This window comes from Streptomyces sp. NPDC003697, assembly GCF_053587115.1.
In genome coordinates, this window is record NZ_JBSFNN010000025.1 from 1 (window position 1) to 18,190 (window position 18,190).

The 18,190-nt window shown below is 69.7% G+C and carries 18 protein-coding genes and 1 pseudogene; 12 read left to right on the forward strand and 7 right to left on the reverse strand.

All coding sequences use genetic code 11. From position 1 onward, the window contains the following. Positions 1-722: 722 nt before the first annotated feature. Positions 723-974: a hypothetical protein gene (locus ACWDNY_RS13070; protein WP_451645810.1), complete on the reverse strand. Its 252-nt coding sequence runs from the start codon at positions 972-974 to the stop codon at positions 723-725. A 1,037-nt stretch (positions 975-2,011) separates the two neighbouring features. Between ACWDNY_RS13070 and ACWDNY_RS13075 the strand changes: the two genes are divergently transcribed. Genes ACWDNY_RS13075 through ACWDNY_RS13085 form a run of 3 tightly spaced genes read left to right on the forward strand, consistent with a single transcriptional unit; the run spans position 2,012 to position 5,799 of the window. Then, positions 2,012-2,581 carry a 2Fe-2S iron-sulfur cluster-binding protein gene (locus ACWDNY_RS13075; protein WP_451645873.1) on the forward strand — a complete coding sequence of 190 codons (570 nt, stop codon included), beginning with the start codon at positions 2,012-2,014 and terminating at the stop codon, positions 2,579-2,581. Continuing rightward, positions 2,578-3,561: an FAD binding domain-containing protein gene (locus tag ACWDNY_RS13080; RefSeq protein ID WP_451645811.1), complete on the forward strand. Its 984-nt coding sequence runs from the start codon at positions 2,578-2,580 to the stop codon at positions 3,559-3,561. The genes ACWDNY_RS13075 and ACWDNY_RS13080 overlap by 4 nt, the downstream gene beginning before the upstream one ends. A 6-nt stretch (positions 3,562-3,567) precedes the next feature. Further along, a complete protein-coding gene (locus ACWDNY_RS13085) occupies positions 3,568-5,799 on the forward strand; it encodes a molybdopterin cofactor-binding domain-containing protein (RefSeq protein WP_451645812.1) in 2,232 nt (743 codons plus the stop codon). A 193-nt stretch (positions 5,800-5,992) separates the two neighbouring features. Here ACWDNY_RS13085 and ACWDNY_RS13090 read toward each other — a convergent pair whose 3' ends face one another. Then, the gene (locus ACWDNY_RS13090) at positions 5,993-6,979 is read right to left on the reverse strand and encodes a hypothetical protein (protein WP_451645813.1); all 987 of its coding nucleotides are present in this window, start codon (positions 6,977-6,979) and stop codon (positions 5,993-5,995) included. 503 nt (positions 6,980-7,482) lie between these two features. On the opposite strand from ACWDNY_RS13090, the gene ACWDNY_RS13095 reads away from it, so the two are divergent. Further along, positions 7,483-7,875, forward strand: a complete 393-nt coding sequence (locus ACWDNY_RS13095) for a gas vesicle structural protein GvpA (protein ID WP_451645814.1) — start codon at positions 7,483-7,485, stop codon at positions 7,873-7,875. A 60-nt stretch (positions 7,876-7,935) separates the two neighbouring features. Here the strand turns inward: ACWDNY_RS13095 and ACWDNY_RS13100 are convergent, their stop codons facing one another. Next, positions 7,936-8,160, reverse strand: coding sequence for a hypothetical protein (locus ACWDNY_RS13100; RefSeq protein ID WP_451645815.1), 225 nt, complete (start codon positions 8,158-8,160; stop codon positions 7,936-7,938). A gap of 271 nt (positions 8,161-8,431) precedes the next feature. Between ACWDNY_RS13100 and ACWDNY_RS13105 the strand changes: the two genes are divergently transcribed. After that, complete coding sequence (locus ACWDNY_RS13105) at positions 8,432-8,605, forward strand: hypothetical protein (protein ID WP_451645816.1); 174 nt, start codon at positions 8,432-8,434, stop codon at positions 8,603-8,605. A gap of 217 nt (positions 8,606-8,822) precedes the next feature. On the opposite strand, the gene ACWDNY_RS13110 is transcribed toward ACWDNY_RS13105, so the two are convergent. From ACWDNY_RS13110 to ACWDNY_RS13125, 4 genes and pseudogenes are all read right to left on the reverse strand, one after another. Continuing rightward, positions 8,823-9,332, reverse strand: coding sequence for a GNAT family N-acetyltransferase (locus ACWDNY_RS13110; protein WP_451645817.1), 510 nt, complete (start codon positions 9,330-9,332; stop codon positions 8,823-8,825). Between the two features lie 484 nt (positions 9,333-9,816). Then, the gene (locus tag ACWDNY_RS13115; RefSeq protein WP_451645818.1) at positions 9,817-10,299 is read right to left on the reverse strand and encodes a GNAT family N-acetyltransferase; all 483 of its coding nucleotides are present in this window, start codon (positions 10,297-10,299) and stop codon (positions 9,817-9,819) included. Between the two features lie 69 nt (positions 10,300-10,368). Then, positions 10,369-10,648 (reverse strand): annotated as a pseudogene (locus ACWDNY_RS13120) (ATP-binding protein); the annotation flags it as partial. 35 nt (positions 10,649-10,683) lie between these two features. Further along, a complete protein-coding gene (locus tag ACWDNY_RS13125; RefSeq protein ID WP_451645819.1) occupies positions 10,684-12,282 on the reverse strand; it encodes an IclR family transcriptional regulator in 1,599 nt (532 codons plus the stop codon). A gap of 230 nt (positions 12,283-12,512) precedes the next feature. On the opposite strand from ACWDNY_RS13125, the gene ACWDNY_RS13130 reads away from it, so the two are divergent. The 7 genes from ACWDNY_RS13130 to ACWDNY_RS13160 all read left to right on the forward strand — a co-directional run bounded on the left by ACWDNY_RS13130 (position 12,513) and on the right by ACWDNY_RS13160 (position 18,186). Next, positions 12,513-12,719 carry a helix-turn-helix domain-containing protein gene (locus tag ACWDNY_RS13130; protein ID WP_451645820.1) on the forward strand — a complete coding sequence of 69 codons (207 nt, stop codon included), beginning with the start codon at positions 12,513-12,515 and terminating at the stop codon, positions 12,717-12,719. Continuing rightward, on the forward strand, positions 12,698-12,979 hold the full coding sequence (locus ACWDNY_RS13135) for a hypothetical protein (RefSeq protein ID WP_451645821.1): 282 nt from the start codon (positions 12,698-12,700) through the stop codon (positions 12,977-12,979). The genes ACWDNY_RS13130 and ACWDNY_RS13135 overlap by 22 nt, the downstream gene beginning before the upstream one ends. A 103-nt stretch (positions 12,980-13,082) precedes the next feature. After that, complete coding sequence (locus tag ACWDNY_RS13140; protein WP_451645822.1) at positions 13,083-13,316, forward strand: hypothetical protein; 234 nt, start codon at positions 13,083-13,085, stop codon at positions 13,314-13,316. A 102-nt stretch (positions 13,317-13,418) separates the two neighbouring features. Continuing rightward, positions 13,419-14,471 carry a phosphotransferase family protein gene (locus ACWDNY_RS13145; protein WP_451645823.1) on the forward strand — a complete coding sequence of 351 codons (1,053 nt, stop codon included), beginning with the start codon at positions 13,419-13,421 and terminating at the stop codon, positions 14,469-14,471. Positions 14,472-14,500: 29 nt separating this feature from the next. Continuing rightward, positions 14,501-15,718, forward strand: a complete 1,218-nt coding sequence (locus tag ACWDNY_RS13150) for an acyl-CoA dehydrogenase family protein (protein ID WP_451645824.1) — start codon at positions 14,501-14,503, stop codon at positions 15,716-15,718. Position 15,719: 1 nt separating this feature from the next. Further along, complete coding sequence (locus ACWDNY_RS13155) at positions 15,720-16,502, forward strand: enoyl-CoA hydratase/isomerase family protein (protein WP_451645825.1); 783 nt, start codon at positions 15,720-15,722, stop codon at positions 16,500-16,502. A gap of 76 nt (positions 16,503-16,578) precedes the next feature. After that, positions 16,579-18,186: an L-lactate permease gene (locus ACWDNY_RS13160; RefSeq protein ID WP_451645826.1), complete on the forward strand. Its 1,608-nt coding sequence runs from the start codon at positions 16,579-16,581 to the stop codon at positions 18,184-18,186. The last annotated feature ends 4 nt before the right edge of the window (positions 18,187-18,190 follow it).

The window sequence follows — 18,190 nt, forward strand, 5'->3', positions numbered from 1 at the left end:
GCGGCGCCGGTGGTGACCAGGCCGGTGACGGCCAGGTTGCGCAGACGGGCGAGGCGGGACGCAGCAGTGATCACGGTGATGGGGGTCTCCTGGGGGACGTCTTTGAGGCGCCGGCCGGATCATCCGGTCGCGGCCTGTGGGCGTCGGGGCGAGGCCCCGCACAGCGCGGCAAACAAGGACGGCCCCGGCGATCTCGCCCGGCCCGACCCGCTGCTTGCGGCGACGAGAGACATGATTAGCGACTGCGGAAACGGGACGCAAGAATGTGACCTACTGCGCAAGGACGTAGAAACTGCGCAATTCGGTCATTCTGAGGCTTTCCGGTGCGGTAGACCGCTGTGCGGCTCTACGATCCCGCTTAGGACGTGACCTGCCTCTCGTGGGTGGCGTCACTCGGAGAGCCGGAAAATCAGGCTTCCGACCGGGCTTGCTCCACCCGGAAGGGGGCAGAGTGCTTTAACGACGGCGCAAGCCACATCAGTTTGTGCCATCCAAATACGACTGCCTGATCCGTCCGCGCGGACCTCCCTCCCCCCGCCCTCAAGGAGGGAGGAAACACAACCGGCGCCCATCCACGTACGACTTCTTCGTGTGCCATCGCGTACGGACTTATGTGCTCAGCTGTCCGTGCGAATCGGGCCGGGCACAATCGCACTTCCTGAGAAGCAGCCGGGCGGCGACCAGGACCTGGCGGGCAAGGTCGACCCCGCTCAGTTCGGTGCTCACGCGATCACCGCCTCGGCGGTGTCGCCGTCCAGCGGGCGGGCGGCGAGCTCGGGCAACCGGTCCGTCGACGGCACGGGCGCGGCCGCCTCGCTCCGGGCCGTCACCCGCTCGCGCAGCTGCTCCAGCCGCGCGGCCAGCAGGTACTCCGCGGTGCGCTCCCGGGCCGCGTCGGCGGCATTCGTCGCGGCCGCGACGGCGTCCGCACCGTGCCGGTTGTGCGTGTACCAGCGGCGCCCCTGCTGGAACACCCCCGCGTCGGCGGGAAGGACGGTACCCCCTCAACAGTGTCCAACGTGGAGTCGTCCTCCCCGCCGACGCGGGGGTGTTCCGTAAAGGCTGACCGTGGACGTCTTCAGCTCGATGTCCTCCCCGCCGACGCGGGGATGTTCCGGAGAGGCGGCCTTGAAGCCGTTGGGTCAGAAGGTCCTCCCCGCCGAGGCGGGGGTGTTCCGGGCCCCCACGGGGTCGGGGAACCTTCAAGCCGTCCTCCCCGCCGACGCAGGGGTGTTCCGTTCCGCCGGTACTTCCTCAACCTTCCCGTGTCGTCCTCCTCACCGACCACTCCCTGTCCGGCGTCCAGGCCCTTGCCGGTCATCAGCCGCAGCACATCGCGCTGAAGGTCAGCCAGGTAGATCAGTACCTGGCCGAAGCCCACCACCGCCGCGTGCGAGGCCGTCTTGGCGGGGAGGAGTTCCAGCGGCATCAGATGGCTCGCGGACAGCAGCCCCGCCAGCATCCGCCGCCCGTCCGTGGCCCGGCACTGCTCGCTCATCAGCAGCGTCCCATCGTTGCTGAGGCGACCACGCTGCTTCTTACACAGAGTGCCCTCCGTGCCAGTGTCCTCCTGCCCCCGCATGGGCGGTGAGTCCGTTCACGGCTGATCACGGCGCATCCTGATCGCCGAGCCGGAGGACCTGCGCACGAACCGCCAACGCCGCGGCAGCGCGGGCGCCCGGCGCACCGGATCCTGGCCACTCGCACGGCCCTTGGTCCGAGCCGAGGAGCACCGGCACGTCGCCCGCCGAGGCCCGTATCGGCTACCCGTATCGGCTATTCCTCGACCGGTCGGGACTGTTTCGAGGAGTGCATCTTCTGCGCGAGTTCGGCCGGCACCAGTCGGCGGGTCCGGGTGTCCGGCTCCCGGCGAGCGCGGTCACGGTTTCTGCGAGACCGTGGGACGGGGGAGCGTGCCCGGCAGTGGTGGCGGGCCGCGGGGGGGGCACGCCCGACGGTGGCGACGCGTACGCGGAGTGCCACCTGCGTCTAGTGAGAAAAGCGGGCTGTGATGAGTGCTTCGGATACGGGCTCCGCGCGACGGAGCCACGGCGAGACGGCACAACTCTCGGCGATCACGTTGATGGTGAACGACCAGCCGCGGCGGCTCGAGGTGGATCCGCGGACCTCGCTGCTCGACGCGCTGCGCGAACATCTGCGCCTCAGCGGAACCAAGAAGGGCTGTGATCACGGGCAGTGCGGGGCCTGCACGGTGTTGATCAACGGCCGGCGCGTCGACTCGTGCCTGACGCTCGCCGTGATGCACGAGGACGACGACATCGTGACGATCGAGGGCCTGGGCGACCCCGACGGCCTGCACCCCATGCAACGCGCCTTCGTCGAGCGTGACGGCTTCCAGTGCGGCTACTGCACTCCCGGCCAGATCTGTTCGGCTGTCGGCATGCTCGCCGAGGCGGAGGCGGGGTGGCCCAGTCACGCCACCGCCGACGTTGCCTCGCCGCGGGTTGCGCTGACCGACGAGGAGATCCGCGAGCGGATGAGCGGCAACATCTGCCGGTGCGCCGCCTATCCCAACATCGTCGCGGCCATCCGCAGCGTCGCGGAGGGAGGCCCGGAATGAGGTCCTTCACCTACGAGCGAGCGACGGACGCCCGGGCCGCCGTCGCGGGGGCGTCCAGAACAGGCGCGAAGTTCATCAGCGGCGGCACCAACCTGCTCGACCTCATGAAGCTCGACATCGAGACGCCGAGCCATCTGGTCGACATCAGCCGGCTTCCGCTCCGGGACATCGAGGAACTCCCGGACGGCGGACTGCGCATCGGCGCCCAGGCGGCCAATTCCGACGTGGCCGCCGACACCCGGGTACGCATCCGCTATCCGATGTTGTCGGAGGCGCTCGTGGCCGGCGCCTCGGGCCAGCTGCGCAACAAGGCGTCCACTGCGGGGAATCTGCTGCAGCGCACGCGTTGCCCCTACTTCTACGACACTGCGGCGGGCTGCAACAAGCGGGATCCGGGATCCGGTTGCTCGGCGCTCGGCGGGTTCAACCGGATCCACGCGATCCTCGGCGCGAGCGACTCCTGCATCGCTACCCACCCCTCGGACATGGCCGTCGCGATGACCGCGCTGGACGCGGAGATCGAACTGCTCGACGCCGACGAGACGGTACGCGGCGTCGTCATCACGGACTTCTACCGGCTGCCGGGCGATACGCCGCACATCGAGACCGTGCTGCGGCCCGGCGAGATGATCACGGGCGTGGTCCTGCCCCCGCCCCCGCCGGGCCGGCAGCTCTACCGCAAGGTGCGCGACCGGGCGTCCTACGAGTTCGCGCTGGTCTCCGTGGCGGCTGTCGTCTCAGCCGATCAGGGAGCGATCAGTGAGGCGCGGGTGGCGTTCGGCGCTGTGGCGCACAAGCCGTGGCGCTCCGTCGAGGCGGAGGCCGCGTTGGCCGGCCGCCCCGCCACCATGGCGACGTATCGGGCCGCCGCCGATGCCGCGATGCACGACGCCGCGGGACGGGGGCACAACGACTTCAAGATCGAGCTCGCCAAGCGCACGCTGTGCCGCACGCTGGCGCAAGCGGCCCAGTCGAGCTGAGGAGGCATGATGATCGGGCAGGCATGGAACCGCGTCGACGGCCCGATGAAGGTCACCGGCCGGGCCGCCTACGCCTACGAGCACTGGGAGGCCGGCCAACCGCTCTACGGGTTCATCGTCGGCGCGACGATCGGCAAAGGCCGCATCACCCGGATCGACACCGAGAGCGCCGAACAGGCGCCCGGCGTGCGCCTGGTGATGACCCACCACAACGCCCCGGCACAGGGCGTCCGCGACGAGTTCGCTCCGCTCGAATACTGGCGCCCCCAGCCTGTGCTGACCAGCCCCGACGTTCACCACTACGGCGAGCCGGTGGCACTCGTCGTGGCCGCGACCTTCGAGCAGGCCCGGGCGGCGGCCGAACTCGTCGACGTGGAGTACGCCGCCGGGCCGGGACGCTTCGACTTCGCCGCGTACGAAGGAGAGGCATACGCTCCGAAGGAAGCCGACGGTGGATTCCCCACCGACACGGCGGTGGGGAATTTCGATGACGGATTCCGTGACGCTGCCGTGAGAATCGACCAGCGCTACACGACGCCGTACGAGCTCTCGATGCCGATGGAGCCGCACGCCTGCCTGGTGGAACCGCGTGGCGAGGACCTGGTCGTCTACGTCAGCTGCCAGATCGTCGATGCGGCGCGGGCCTCGATCGCCGGCACCCTCCAGGTCGATCCGGCGCGCACCCGCGTCATCACTCCTTTCGTCGGCGGGGGCTTCGGCTCCAAGCTGGGCATTCATTCCGAGACGATCCTGGCAGCGCTCGCCGCCCGCGCGTTGCGCCAACCGGTCAAGGTCGCGTTGACCCGGCAGCAGATCTTCCAGCTCGTCGGTGTGCGCCCCACATCGAGCCAGCGGGTGCGGTTGGGAGCGGGGCGCGACGGACGGCTGGCGGCGATCGCCCATGACGTCACCATGCACACCAACCCCGACGTGGAGTTCACCGAGCAGACCGCCGCCGCGACCCGCAGCCTCTACGCGGCCCCCCACCGGTTGACGAGCCACCGGCTGACGGCGCTCGATCTGCCCCGCGGGGCGGACGTCCGCGCGCCTGGCGAGGCGCCGGGCATGCTGGCGGTGGAGTCGGCGATGGACGAGCTGGCCGTTGCGCTCGGGATGGACCCGGTCGAGCTGCGGATCCGTAACGAGCCCACGGCCGACCCCGAGCTGGGCGTGCCGTACAGCGACCGGCACCTGGTCGACTGTCTGCGAGAAGGCGCGCGCAGGTTCGGCTGGGAGCACCGTCCCGCCACCCCGGCGAGTGTGCGCGAGGGACGGTGGCTGGTCGGCTACGGCATGGCCGCCGCCATACGCAGGCACTTGCAGGGGCGGGCCACGGTGCGGGTGCGGTTGGAGGCGGACGGCACCGCGTTGGTCCAGTCGGACATGACCGATATCGGCACCGGTACCTACACCATCCTGACGCAGGTCGCGGCCGAGGGGCTCGGGCTGTCACCCGAGCGGGTGCGGACCGAGCTCGGACGTTCCGAGCTTCCCACCAGCTGGGGGTCTGGTGGCTCCTGGGGCGCCGCCAACTCGAGCGCCGCGGTGCATCGGGCATGTACGACCCTGCGCGAGAGGCTGCTGGTCACGGCGTGCGGCGACGCGCGCTCGCCGCTGCACGGCCTGGACCCGGCGGACGCCGTGCTCTTCGACGGCAACGTGCGTATCGGCAGCGCGGTGGAGGTGATGAGCGAGATCGTCGCACGCAACCATCCCGAAGGGATGGAGGCGGAGGGCGAGACCCGCTTGATGGCCGATGAGCCGAACTACGCGGCCTACTCGATTCACAGCTACGGGGCCCATTTCGCTGAGGTGGGGGTTGACGCGGACACCGCCGAGATCCGTCTGCGGCGGATGCTCGGTGTGTTCTCGGTGGGGCGCGTGCTCAACTCGAAGACGGCCCGCTCGCAGCTGATCGGCGGCATGATCTGGGGGGCCAGCGCGGCCCTCGAGGAAGAGGCCGTTGTCGACCTGCGATCCGGCGCCTTCGTCAACCGGGATCTCGCGCAGTACCTGGTGCCGGTCCACGCCGACATCCCCGACGTCGACGCCGTCGTCCTCGACGGGTACGACGGCAAGGCCAACGCCCTCGGCGCCAAGGGCGCCGGCGAGGTGGGCATCTGCGGGGCCGGTGCCGCGGTCGCGAACGCCGTGTTCAACGCCACCGGGGTCCGCATACGAAACTTCCCCGTCACGCTCGAGAAGGTGTTGCCCGGGCTGCCGGCGATGACGTCGTGAGCCGAGCCTCCGGCGTACCGGGGATCGCGTCCGCCAGCGGAGGCCGCCGAAGCGAGAGAGCACACTTCGTCGAGCTCGCCTCGTACGGGGTACCTTTCGGGCTGAACGCTGATGACAGGCGTCTGGTTGCGGTAGGCGGTCAGGAAGCGCCGCTTGCGGTGCGAGGGCCACCCGTGCTCCACGGAGTCCAGGGTCATGGCCTCCGTGGTGCGCCATCCGGCCTGCTCGAACTCGAAGAAGATCGCTTCCTCGATCTCGCCGGAAGGGCGCTGGACTGCTCGACGGCGACCCACTCGACCGATCCGTTGCTGCACAGCATGGCCAGCGGCCAGATCGCCGCCCCGGCCATCAGCCCGGCCCGCTCGTCCTCGAGACCGGCGAGCTGGGCTCGGACCTCGGGCCACGTCTCGCCCGAGCGCGGGGCTACCCGGCATCGGACCGGTCGGCGTGCACGGTCTGCAGGTAGCCGGCCACGCCTCCCACGGTTCGGATCACCGCGCAGACCAGCTCGATCGCCGCGACCTCGTGCCCCCGGCGGCGCCCCTGCGGGACTGATTGCCTGGCACGGCGGGGAGAGGATCACACCGACGACCCACTGCAGTGCTGGGTGTTCGGGATACAGGGCGGCGACGTCGGCGACCATGCACACGTGTCCGGGGGCATTCCCGGTAGCGGCCGCGCCAGGGTCCAGGTCGACGCCGATCATGTCGACGTCCACCCCCAGCACACGGCCGATCCCCTCGCTCCAGCCGCCCGGTCCGCGGAACAGGTTCACGATCCGCGGCCGGAGCGCCACCCCGTGCGCATCTGTCTCGGGAGGCCACAGCCGGCGAACCGGCCACGGCGCCGCGTACCAGGTGAGGAGCGCGAGCGTGTCCGCGTCCAGCGCCGCCAGCCGCTCGGCCGTCATGGGACCGGCCTCGTCAAGCAGGCCCAGCGTCAGCGCGGCGAGCTCGCCCCGGGCAGCGTCGGCCAGCCCTTGGAGCTCGTCCTGTCCGGTGCCCTCGTCAATCCGGTACGTGCACTCGCCGACCCGCTCCTGCGCGACAAAGGCCCACTGCGCCGCCTCGGGCCCGGGGTGCTCAGCGGCGTACGCGGACAAAGCCTCTGCCGTGGTCAGGCACGCAGCGAGCGCCGGGTTCCCCCCGGCGCGGACGAAGGAGTGGGTGCCGTCTGGCATCTCACCGGCCGCAGCCGGGACGAATACGTGAGCCTCGCGCCGGACAGACTGTGCCGGCTTGCGGCTCGGACCGGCGCCGGAGCGAGACGGCCCGCCTGGCCGGGGCGGTACCGGACAGGAGGACACCACCGTCCGTGGCCGCGTCATCAGCGCGGCACCACCCGCCGCTGGTGTTCGTAAAAGTGCGCAGCAGGCCACCAGACATCTCCGACGTCCCCAAGCGCACCCACGTGATCTCATGCATCAGGACTGCCGGTCGCCCGCCAGCAGGTCACCGCGCCCGGGCGCGCCCGTCCGCTCGCCCCGCTGGCGCCCGCGCCCTGCCGGTCCGGCTTGTTACGGAGACGGAGCCGCGGGGCAGGCGCAGGGAGTCGACCGTTTGGCAACGGGTGGGCGTGGCTACCCGCACCGGTGATGGTGCCCCCGGTCTGAGGGGACGCGATCAGCCGCGAGGAGCGCGGGGAGACGGCACGGGCACGCAGAGAGTTAAGGGGCTGATCATCATGACCGTGACGACGCAGGGGGGCGGCGGAGGCTCCAGCGGCCTCTACGACGTCCTCGAGCTCGTTCTCGACCGGGGCCTGGTGATCGATGCCTTCGTTCGCGTCTCCCTGGTGGGCATCGAAATCCTGAAGATCGACGTACGGGTCGTTGTCGCCAGCGTCGACACCTACCTGCGCTTCGCCGAGGCCTGCAACCGCCTCGATCTCGAAGCAGGCCCACGCAAGCCGGCCGGACTGACCGAGCTTCCCGGCAAGATGATGGAGTCCGGAGCCCGCGGCAAGACCAAGGGAGCACTGTCCGGCGCCGCACAGACCGTCTCGGAAGCCTTCCAGCAGGCCCGTGACGAAGGGCAGAAACAACACACGGCGCGCAGGACGAACGAAGACGGTTGACCGACCGTCCCGGCAGCCGGGTCCGGCCGGTCCCGCGTTCGCCGGTGAGCCGTTCCCGCACTACGGGCCGGAGAACGGCATGACCGTGCGGGCGACCGGTTCGTCGCGGGTCGGCGGACGGTGCTCGGCAACAGGGGGGTGGACGCCTCGTACCGGGCCGACGCCACCCGCCGAGCGCTGGAGTGCCCGGGCTCGTACGGCACCCGTCCCGATGCCTGCAACGACCTGGCCGTTCTCCTCGACCGGCTCGGTCTCGCGCCCGAGGACGGCGAGACCGCGGTCCACGCCGAGGCGTGGTTGGCGGCAGTCGGCAGCGAGAGGTGGGGCCGGCAGGCGTGGAAGCGCTGTGCCGGTACGGGAGCGACAGGCCGCAGCGGCCCCGCCGCCGTCGTAGTACCACGGAATCGCGGCGCACCGCGGACTTGGGGGATTGAGCAGGAACACCACCGCCGGCACTTCACGGGAACCTGGGGCGTCTTGCCGGCCGTGGCTGAGTCCTTCTCCGTCCGGATGTGGGGTCGTCGGCCGGGCAGCCGCCGCCCGGTCAGCGGTCACGGTGCTTGATGCCGGTCCGGGCGGCTGGGACGAGGGTGGGTACGGTGACGGGGACGTCGCCGAGGGCCTGCTCGGCGGCCGTGAGCAGGGCGTCCGACAGTGGACGCCGGAGGCGGCCGCGTTGGCGCGGACCTGTGGCTTCGACCTGCTGCGGAAGCGAGTCCTGCTGGCCTGACCTCAGCTCTGTTGCTCAACGAGCGGGTCCATTCAGCTGATCGCGAGCGGCACAGGATCCAGGCCCAGCTTGCTCCGGCATGAGTCCGTCTCACCCTCAACGGCGCGATCATCCAGACCGGCACCGAGTCCTACCGTCTCACCCACACCAAAGCCCTGGCCGAGCAGACCTCAGTCGGCTGAACCGGACACCGAACAGGACCGGCGGATCGCTGGCGTCAACGCAAGTCCTTCCCTGGGTCGATGACCCAGTGGTTGGTCGCGAAGACCCGCCCTGCGAAGGCCGTCTCGACCTGGCAGAGGAGGCGAAACCCGATGGAACGGCAGATGCCGTTCGAAGCCGCATTGTTCGTCGCCGGAAAGGCGTGCACCAGGCCCCAACGGTCCTGGTCTCTGGCCTGTTCCAGAAGGGCGCGGACGGCGCGTTTACCGAGGCCCTGGCCTTGGAATTCAGGAAGAACCATCCAACCGATCTCGGAGATCGGCCCGTCGCTGGTGTCGTGGGACCAGATAGTCACCGTCCCCGCCACTACGTCCGGGCTGATCGCGTCGGGAACGATTATCTTGAACCAGGCAAGGTCGTCTGCTGCCTGACGGGCATCCCGACGTACCTTGTCCGCCATCCCCTCGCGCGGTAGAGGCCCACCCAGGTCAGCCATCATCACGGGGTCGCACCGCATCCGAATATAGGCATCGACGTCGTCCGGTGACACGTTGCGCAGCTGCACCTGCTCCTCCTCGGTTCGATCGGGGATGCGGCTCGGGGCCGGTCCGGACTGCGTTCACATGGAAGGCCAGGTGGTCCACGTCGTGCCACAGCCACATCGCACCGACGTACAGACCGCTGCCGGCGGTCCGTGGCGGAGTGAATTCCACAACCCCGAGCCATCACTCGTGATCATCAATCCACAGCCGCGACTGCCCGCGCTGGGCCAGGCCGAGCGGCTTCAGGGACTCCCGCGCTGCCGAGGTGATGATCCGGAGGACCGGACTGCGGTCTGCCATGACCGGCATTATCAGCCGTCCCACCGACACCCCTGTCGGTCGTGGTGGCACATCACCATGCACAGCAGCCTTCAGCAGCACCGAGCGTCACAGCTCCACAAAAGTTGGGTCAGAACCCTTGTAGCGACAGCACTTGTCCATGAGCTTCGACGTCAGTTGGTGATCAGCACAGCCAGGAATGTTCACGAGAAGTGACGGCATTGTGGGTCAGCGAAGCCTCTTGGCCATCACCTGCTCCCTGGTCACTCCGTCGGGCAACAGATCCCCAAGTTCTTCGGTGGTGATGAACCCGTGGCGTCGGTAGAGGGCGGTGGCGGACTCGTTTCCTGGGATCACCGCGAGTTTCAGTGTTGTGGAGCCCGATCGCAGGGCCCACGTTGTGACTGCTTGGATCAACTGGTCTCCGACGCCGTCGCCTCGAGCTTCGGGACTGACCCATAGCGACCTGAGTTCGCTCGTCTCGCTGTCCCCGGGGATGCCCCTGATCATGCCGACAGGCTGGCGTTCCCGCAACGCGACGACGTTGTAGGACCCGGGGATGGCCAGACGAGCACGCCACTGCTCCTGGCCACCCCTGTGCCAGTCGGCGAGGCGGGCTTTGAACGCGTGCGGCGCATCAGTCAGGGCGGCAACGCGGATCTCCCGCCACAATGGCCAGTCATCTGACGTGATGATGTGCAAACTCACCATGCAGTGGAGTGTGCCGCACGGCCGGTAAACGGGCGGGCAGCACTGGCCAGCATGGGGGACGTGCGCAGTTCAGCCGGCTTTGGAGGGTTCTTCGGCTCGGGCTCGGGTGCTGACGAGGCGGTAGGAGTCGGTGCCGGTCTCGATGATGGTGCCGTTGAAGGTCAGGCGGTCGACGATGGCAGCGCAGAGGCGGGGGTCGGTGGAAGGTCTTGGTCCACCCGCTGAAGGACTCGTTGGAGGCGATGGCGACGCTGTTCTTCTCCTCTCGCTCGGTCAGGGCCTGGAAGAGCAGTTCGGCGCCGTGCCGGTCGAGTTCCATGTGTCCGAGTTCGTCGATGAGGGCACCATCCCGGGTCGATCGCCTCCAGCGCCTCGAACCGGCGCTCAGGTGAACAACGTCCCCGCGGTCAGCAAGCGAGTGAGTTCGGTGGCCGTGGCCACGGCGCGGGCCGCGTATTCCTCCGTGCGCGCTGGGTCGAAGCGGTAGCGCGGGATGGTGATCGTGATGGCGCCCGCCACCGCGCCGTCGGTGAAGAACGGCGCCGCGATGCCGGAGGCTTCCGGGATGCGTTCGCCGGTGCTGACCGCGTAGCCGCGTTCACGGATGAGGGCGAGGTCGGCCTGGAGCGCGGCACGGTCCACAATGGTCGTGGGTGAGAAGCGCTCGAAGTGCTGCGCGCCGAGCGACTCCGGGCCGCTCCAGGCGAGGACCGCTTTGCCGGCCGCGCCGGCGTGGAGGGGGGCGGTGGAACCGAGCGGGATGACGTACTGGATGGGTTTGTCGCTGGTGCGGCCGGCTTCGAACACGACGCCTTCGGCGGCAGGATCGTACTGGGCCAGGTAGGCGCTTTCGTCGATGTCGCGGACGAGTTCGGCGAGGAGGTCGGCCGCGACAGGGCCGATGCCGGTGCCGCGGCCGAGGCGGGCGGCCCAGACAAGCAGTTCCGCTCCGGCTTCGTAGCGGTCGGGGGCGAGCGGGCGGGCAAGGCCGAGGCCGGCGAGGGCGCCGAGCAGGCGGGCGGCGGTGGCGCGGCCGCTGGAGATGCCCATGGTGAGATCGTCGACGGAAAGGCCGTCGGCGGACGAGCGCGCGAGGGCGTCCAATGCCGCGGCGACGCGGACGATGGAGCGGCGTTCGGCCGACACACCTGACGGCTCTGTGGCGCCCACCGCCGGTGTACGCGAAACCTGGGCAGACGGGACAGCGAGGGCAGCGGTCAGCCGGTTGGCCGCGGCTTTGACGAGTTCACCGAGCCGCCGCAGCTCGTCCTCATCGGACAGGCGGTGCCGGGGGACGGTGACGTTGATGGCGCCGGCGGGTTCGCCGTCGCGGAAGTAGGCGGCGGCGGCTCCAGCGGCTTCGGGGATGCGCTCGGCGATGCTCGTCGCGAAACCCCGCTCGCGCACCTGTTTGAGCTCGGTGCGCAGCAGGTCGAGATCGCCGATCGTCGAACCCGTCAACGCCGGACGCTCCAAAGTGGCCAGAAAACTGCCCGGAAGGTTCGCGAGGATCGCCTTTCCCGCCGAACCCGCGTGCAACGGCGACTTCGATCCGATGCGGACGGTGTAGCGCACCGGCTTGCCGCATTCGACCGCGCTCACGATGCTGGCGGACTCTTCCCCCGCCGTGTAGGTCAGCAGCATCGCCGTCTCGCCGGCCTCGCGCTCGAGCGCCACGAGCTCGTCGTGGCCGCGGGTGAGCAGCACATTGCGCTCGCCGAGGAACTTCGCCCACGCCAGCAGCCGCGGCCCGGGGTCATACCGGCCATTCGGCTGCCCGCGCACGACGCGCAGGTCGCCCAGCGTCTGCAGGATCCGGTGTACCGCACTCCGGCTGACATCCAGGTGCGCCGCGAGCTCCCGCACGCCGGTGTCGCCGTCCTGCCGCGCGATGACGGCGTCGAGCACCGCGAACACCCGTCCGGTCATCCCGAGCGAGCGGAACCGCGGCTCCGCCTCGACGGCCACACCCTGCCCGCTCATGTTTTGTCCCCGTGCACCAGTCACCTGTCTCCCCTCTGAGCCACTGTACCTAGTGGCTCGTCACGCAACCTTGGCCTGGTAATCGATGCGCTGCTCGTTGGCCAGCAGACTGTCTCCAAGACCTGATCTCGGAGGTGGTCGTGGGACGTTGACCGAGTGTGTTCGTCCGGCCGGTGGCCATGGAGGAAGGCCGGAAGTTGCGGCGGATCAGCCGGAGTGCGAAGGACCCGGTGAAACTCCGCCGGGCGATCGTGGTGCTGATGTCCGCGCAGGGTCGGACGGTCAAGGACATCACCACGCTGATGCAGGTCGGCGAGGAGTACGTCCGCGATGTGATCCACGCCTTCAATGAGCGGGGGTTCGACGCGCTGGACCCGAAATGGAGGGGGGACGCCCCAAGACGATCAGTGACCAGGTGCGTGAGCACATCTGCCTGATCGCCCGGACGTCCCCCGCCGACTGGAAGATCACTGCCTTCTCCACCTGGAGCCTGAGCAAGCTCACCGACCATCTCATCAAACAGAAGGTGACCGCGGCCATCAGCCGGGAGACCCTGCGCCGGATCCTGCGCGCCGGCAAGGTCTCCTGGAAGACCACCACCACGTGGAAGGTGTCCACCGACCCGGAGTTCCTCGCCAAGATGCACCGCATCCCATCCTGGCGCTGTACGACACCCCGCCCGCCGACAGGCGGGTGATATGCGTCGACGAGTTCGGGCCGCTGAACCAGAAGCTGTATGTGGTGCTGGACAACCCCCGCACAAGCACGCCAAGGGCCGCGCCTGGGCGGCCGACAACGACATGGAACCGGTCTTCCTGCCGACCTACGGCTCCTGGCTGAACTGGATCGAGGCCGAGTTCGCGGCCCTGCGCTACTTCGCACTCAACGGCACCGACCATCGCAGCCACGACGAGCAGAACGCGGCCATTGCCGCCTACGTCGGCCGGCGCAATGCCCGCGCCGCACCGAAGACGGCTTTCGCGCCCGACTCACCGATCCGCTCATGGACCGATTACCCGGCCAAGGCTGCGTGACGAGCCACCAGCCCCCTTGACAACCCGCGCTCGCCGAGGCCAGGATCCCTCACAAGTTCGGGACACTGTCCCGATTTTACTCCGTTGGTCAGGAGGTCGAGGGTGACGTCAAGGTCGCCGAACCAGCCGAACCAGGAGCCGCCGGGCGTCGACGTACCGGCGCTCACGGCGTGGCTGGCCGGGCAGGGCAGCGCCGTCGAACCGCCGATCACGGTGACGACGATCTCCGCGGGCCGGTCCAACCTCACGTTCTCGGTGCGCGACGCCGTCGGCGCGCAGTACGTCCTGCGCCGGCCCCCGCTGGGCGCGCTGGAATCCGGTGCCCACGACGTCTTGCGGGAGCGGCGCATCCTCTCCGCGCTGAGCGCCACGGCGGTACCGGTGCCGAGGCCGGTCGCGGAGTGCACCGACCCGGACGTGATTGGCGCGCCGTTTTTCCTGATGGACTTCGTCCCCGGGCAGACGTTGAGCCCGGACACGGCCGCGGCGCTCTCGCCCGAGGTCAAGCGAAATATCGGCCGGCGTCTGCCGGAAGTCCTCGCCCAGCTGCACGCCCTGGACGTCACCGAGATCGGCCTGGGCGATCTGCGCCGGGACCGCGGCTACGTCGAACGCCAGCTGCGCCGCTGGCAGCGGCAGTTCGACGCGCTCGGCCTCCCCGCCGGCAGCCCCCTGCGGACCGTCGCCGACCGGCTCACGGCCCGCATCCCCGAGCCGCAGGGGAACTCCCTGCTGCACGGCGACTACAAGGCCGAGAACGTGCTGCTCTCCCCGGACGGCGACGTGGCCACAGTGCTCGACTGGGAGCTCACCTCCGTCGGCGACCCGCTCGCCGACCTGGGCTGGCTGCTCGTGTGGTGGGCGCTGCCGGACAACCCCGGCAAGTGGATCTCGCCGCCCGCGACGCTCGCCGGCGGCTTCCCCGGCCACGCCGACCTGGTGAACGCCTACTCCGCCCGGTCCCCCGTCGACGTCTCCGACCTGCCGTACTACGTCGCGTTCTCGTACTGGCGCCTGTCGTGCATCAACACCACCACCCGCGCTCGCTTCGTCGCCGGCGCGATGGGCGACAAGGAGCTGGACGTGGCCGCGCTCGACGCGCAGGTCGAGTGGCAGCTGGCCGAAGCGCTGGCGGCACTGGCCCACGCGGGCTGACCGAACCGACCCCGAACCGGGAGCACCGAATGGATTTTTCCCTTTCCCCGGAGGCGACTGAACGCCTGGCCCAAGTCCGTTCGTTCATGACGGACCTCGTCTACCCCGCCGAACCGGTGTACGCGCAGCAGCGCGAGGACCTGATCGCATCCGGCCGCACCAACGACGTGCCACCAGTCCTGGAAGACCTCATCGCGGCCGCGCGTGAACGCGGGCTGTGGAACCTCTTCCTGCCCGACGAGTCCCATCTGACCAATGTGGACTACGCCGTGCTCGCGGAGGAGACGGGCCGCTCGCCGTTCATCGCACCGGCCGCCATGAACTGCCTGTCCCCCGACAGCGGCAACATGGAGCTGCTGCATCTGTTCGCCAACACCGAGCAGCGCGAGGGCTGGTTGCAACCGTTGCTGGACGGCACCATCCGCTCTGGGTTCTCGATGACCGAACCGGACGTGGCCTCCTCCGACGCCACCAACATCTCCACCTCGATCGTGCGCGACGGCGACGAGTACGTGATCAACGGCCGCAAGTGGTTCACCACCGGCGCCGCCGACCCGCGCTGCCGGCTCCTGATCGTGCTGGGCAAGAGCGACCCCGGCGCGCCGAAGCACCGCCAGCACTCGATGGTCCTCGTGCCCATCGACACGCCGGGTGTGAAGGTCGAGCGCGTGCTGCCGGTGTTCGGGTTCCGCGACCAGCAGGGCCACGCCGAGATCAGCTACACCGACGTCCGCGTGCCGGTAGGCAATCTGCTTGGCGAGCAGGGCCACGGGTTCGCGATCGCGCAGGCGCGGCTCGGCCCCGGGCGGATCCACCACTGCATGCGCGCCGTCGGCATGGCCGAACGGGCCCTCGAGCTCGCCTGCAAACGCGCCCTGTCGCGTACGGCCTTCGGTGGCCCGCTGGCCGACCAGGGTGTCGTCCGCCAGCAGATCGCCGAGTCGCGGATGGAGATCGAGCAGGCGCGGCTGCTGGTGCTGCGCACGGCCTGGCTGATCGACGAGGTGGGCGTGCGCAACGCGCGCTCCGACATTGCCGCCATCAAGGTGATCGCGCCACGCGCGGCGCTCAGCGTACTCGACCGGGCGATCCAGATCCACGGCGGTGCCGGCGTGACCGACGACCTGCCGCTGGCCGAGATCTGGAGCCGGGCGCGCACCCTGCGCATCGTCGACGGCCCGGACGAGGTGCACATCCGCACCGTCGCCCGGCAGGAGCTCAAGCGCTACCAGACGGCGGAGAACTGAGATGGCGGATCTGGAATTCGAGGTCACCGACGGCGTCGGGACCATCCTGCTGAACCGGCCCGAGCGCAAGAACGCGTTCACGCTCGACATGCTCGAGCAGTGGGTGCGCATCATCCAGGACGCACGCACCGACGACGCGATCCGCGTGCTCGTCGTCACCGGGGCCGGCGGCGCGTTCTGCTCCGGGGTGGACCTCGGCGTGTTCGACGACGAGACACGCACCCCGCTCACGGACAAGACGCTGCTCACGGATCGCGTGCACCGGATCGCCTACGCACTCGAGGACTTCGACAAGCCCGTGATCGCCGCGGTCGACGGGGTCGCGGTGGGCGCCGGCATGGACTTCGCGCTCATGGCGGACATTCGCGTCGCATCGGTGTCGGCACGGTTCTCCGAGGGCTACGTCCGCGTCGGGCTCGTGCCCGGCGACGGCGGGTGCTACCTGCTCCCCCGGCTCGTCGGGATGTCCCGCGCGCTGGAACTGCTGTGGACCGGCGACTGGGTGGCCGCCGACGAGGCGGAACGCATAGGCCTGGTCAACCACGTCTACCCCGACGACGAGTTCGCGGACCGGACCCGGGAGTTTGCCGCGAAGCTTGCGGCCGGGCCCCCGATCGCCCTGCGCACCATCAAGCGCGCGACCTACCAGAGCAGCCGCACCGACCTGCGGACCGCACTGGACCTCATCTCGTCCCACCAGGCCGTGATCCAGTCCACTCGCGACTCCGCGGAGGCCCTGACCGCCTTCCAGGAGAAGAGAAAAGCGGTTTTCGAGGGCCGGTGACCGCACCGGCCCAATCCCCGGACCCCACTGGAGAACAACGTTGTTCACACAGATCCTTGCTCCGGTCGGCGACTCGTTGCCCCTCTCCGCCCTCCTGGCGGCGATTCCCCTGCTGCTCCTGATCGTGCTGCTCGGCGTGTTCAAGACGCCGGCCCGCATCGCCGCGCCGGCCTCTCTCGTGGCGGCGCTGCTCGTCGGCATCGCGACGTTCCGGCTCCCGGCCTCCATCGCGTTCTCCGGCGCCGCGGAAGGTGTCGTCTACGGAATCTTCCCGATCCTGTGGGTCGCGATCAACGCGATCTGGCTGCACAAGGTCACGGAGCTGCGCGGGCACTCATCCGCACTATGCACGGCGTTCACGCGCGTCAGCGACGACCGCCGCGTGCAGACGATCCTGGTCGCCTTCTGCTTCGGCGCGGCGCTGGAGGGCCTGGCCGGTGGCGGCGCCCCGGTGGCAATCTGCGCGGTGATTCTCATGGCGCTGGGACTGTCGCCGATCAAGGCCGCCGCCGCGTGCCTGATCGCCGACACATCACCGGTCGCGTTCGGCGCGCTGGGCCAGCCCATCGACGTGCTGGCTACGCAGACCGGGCTCCCGGTGCACGACCTGGCAGTGATGATCGGCCGGCAGACGCCGTTGCTGGCGCTGTTCATCCCGCTCGTCCTCGTGCTCGTAATCGACGGGAAAACCGGGCTCAAGCAGCGGTGGGGCGTCGCTCTCGCGGCCGGCGTCTCGTTCGCCGCGGTCCAGTGCGCCGCGTCGGTGTTCCTGACGCCGGCGCTGGTCGACACGGTCGCGGCCGTGGTGTCCGGTGTGGTGACGATCCTCGTGGCGCGCGCCAGCCGCGTCTCCGCCACGGCGGTGCGGCAGCGCACGCTGGTGACCGCGGGCGGGGGCGTCGACTTCGCCACCCCGTCGGCCGAATCGTCCACTGTGGACGAGAAACAGCCACCCGTGCTCGCCGCGCTCGCGCCATACCTGTTGATCGTCGCTGTGGTCGTCATCGCGAACCTGCCCGGAGTGTCGGACCTGATCGCCTCGCTCACGACCAAGGTCCACTGGCCCGGTGTCGACGTGAGCAACTCCGACGGGGAACCGCTGACCATCGCGAAGATCCGCTTCGCGTGGGTCGGGGCGCCCGGTTCGCTCGTGCTCATCGCCGGGCTGCTGAGCCTGCCGGTGCTGCGCGTCGGGCTCGGCCGCGCGGCCCGCGTGTGGCTCGCCAACCTGTGGCAGCTGCGCTGGGCGATCTTCACGGTGTGCTGCGTCATCGCGCTGAGCTACGTGATGAATCTGTCCGGCCAGACCACCACACTCGGCGTCTGGCTCGCCGGCGCCGGCGCGGTGTTCCCGCTGGTGTCGCCGGTGATCGGCTGGATCGGCACCGTACTGACCGGGTCCGACACCTCCAGCAACGCGCTGTTCGGCCTGCTGCAGTACACGACCGCCCACCACGCGGGCCTGTCCGACGTGCTGCTCACCTCCGCCAACAGCAGCGGCGGGGTGGTCGGCAAGGCCGTGTCGCTGCAGAACCTCGCGATCGCCGCCGTCGCCGTCGGCCTCGGTGGCAAAGAAGGCGTGCTCTTCCGCCGGACCATCGGCTGGACGGTCGTGATGATCGTCGTGCTTTCCGTGCTCGTCTACCTGCAATCCACCCCTGTGCTCGGCTGGCTGGTCCCCTGACCGG

What these genes read in the sequence shown, in the direction of transcription:
- ACWDNY_RS13155 (WP_451645825.1), top strand. Translation starts at nt 15,720, where the DNA reads ATGGCGGATCTGGAATTCGAGGTCACCGACGGCGTCGGGACCATCCTG.
- ACWDNY_RS13140 (WP_451645822.1), top strand. Translation starts at nt 13,083, where the DNA reads ATGGAACCGGTCTTCCTGCCGACCTACGGCTCCTGGCTGAACTGGATC.
- ACWDNY_RS13085 (WP_451645812.1), top strand. Translation starts at nt 3,568, where the DNA reads ATGATGATCGGGCAGGCATGGAACCGCGTCGACGGCCCGATGAAGGTC.
- ACWDNY_RS13115 (WP_451645818.1), bottom strand. Translation starts at nt 10,299, where the DNA reads ATGGTGAGTTTGCACATCATCACGTCAGATGACTGGCCATTGTGGCGG.
- ACWDNY_RS13080 (WP_451645811.1), top strand. Translation starts at nt 2,578, where the DNA reads ATGAGGTCCTTCACCTACGAGCGAGCGACGGACGCCCGGGCCGCCGTC.
- ACWDNY_RS13095 (WP_451645814.1), top strand. Translation starts at nt 7,483, where the DNA reads ATGACCGTGACGACGCAGGGGGGCGGCGGAGGCTCCAGCGGCCTCTAC.
- ACWDNY_RS13090 (WP_451645813.1), bottom strand. Translation starts at nt 6,979, where the DNA reads ATGCCAGACGGCACCCACTCCTTCGTCCGCGCCGGGGGGAACCCGGCG.
- ACWDNY_RS13125 (WP_451645819.1), bottom strand. Translation starts at nt 12,282, where the DNA reads ATGAGCGGGCAGGGTGTGGCCGTCGAGGCGGAGCCGCGGTTCCGCTCG.
- ACWDNY_RS13150 (WP_451645824.1), top strand. Translation starts at nt 14,501, where the DNA reads ATGGATTTTTCCCTTTCCCCGGAGGCGACTGAACGCCTGGCCCAAGTC.
- ACWDNY_RS13075 (WP_451645873.1), top strand. Translation starts at nt 2,012, where the DNA reads ATGAGTGCTTCGGATACGGGCTCCGCGCGACGGAGCCACGGCGAGACG.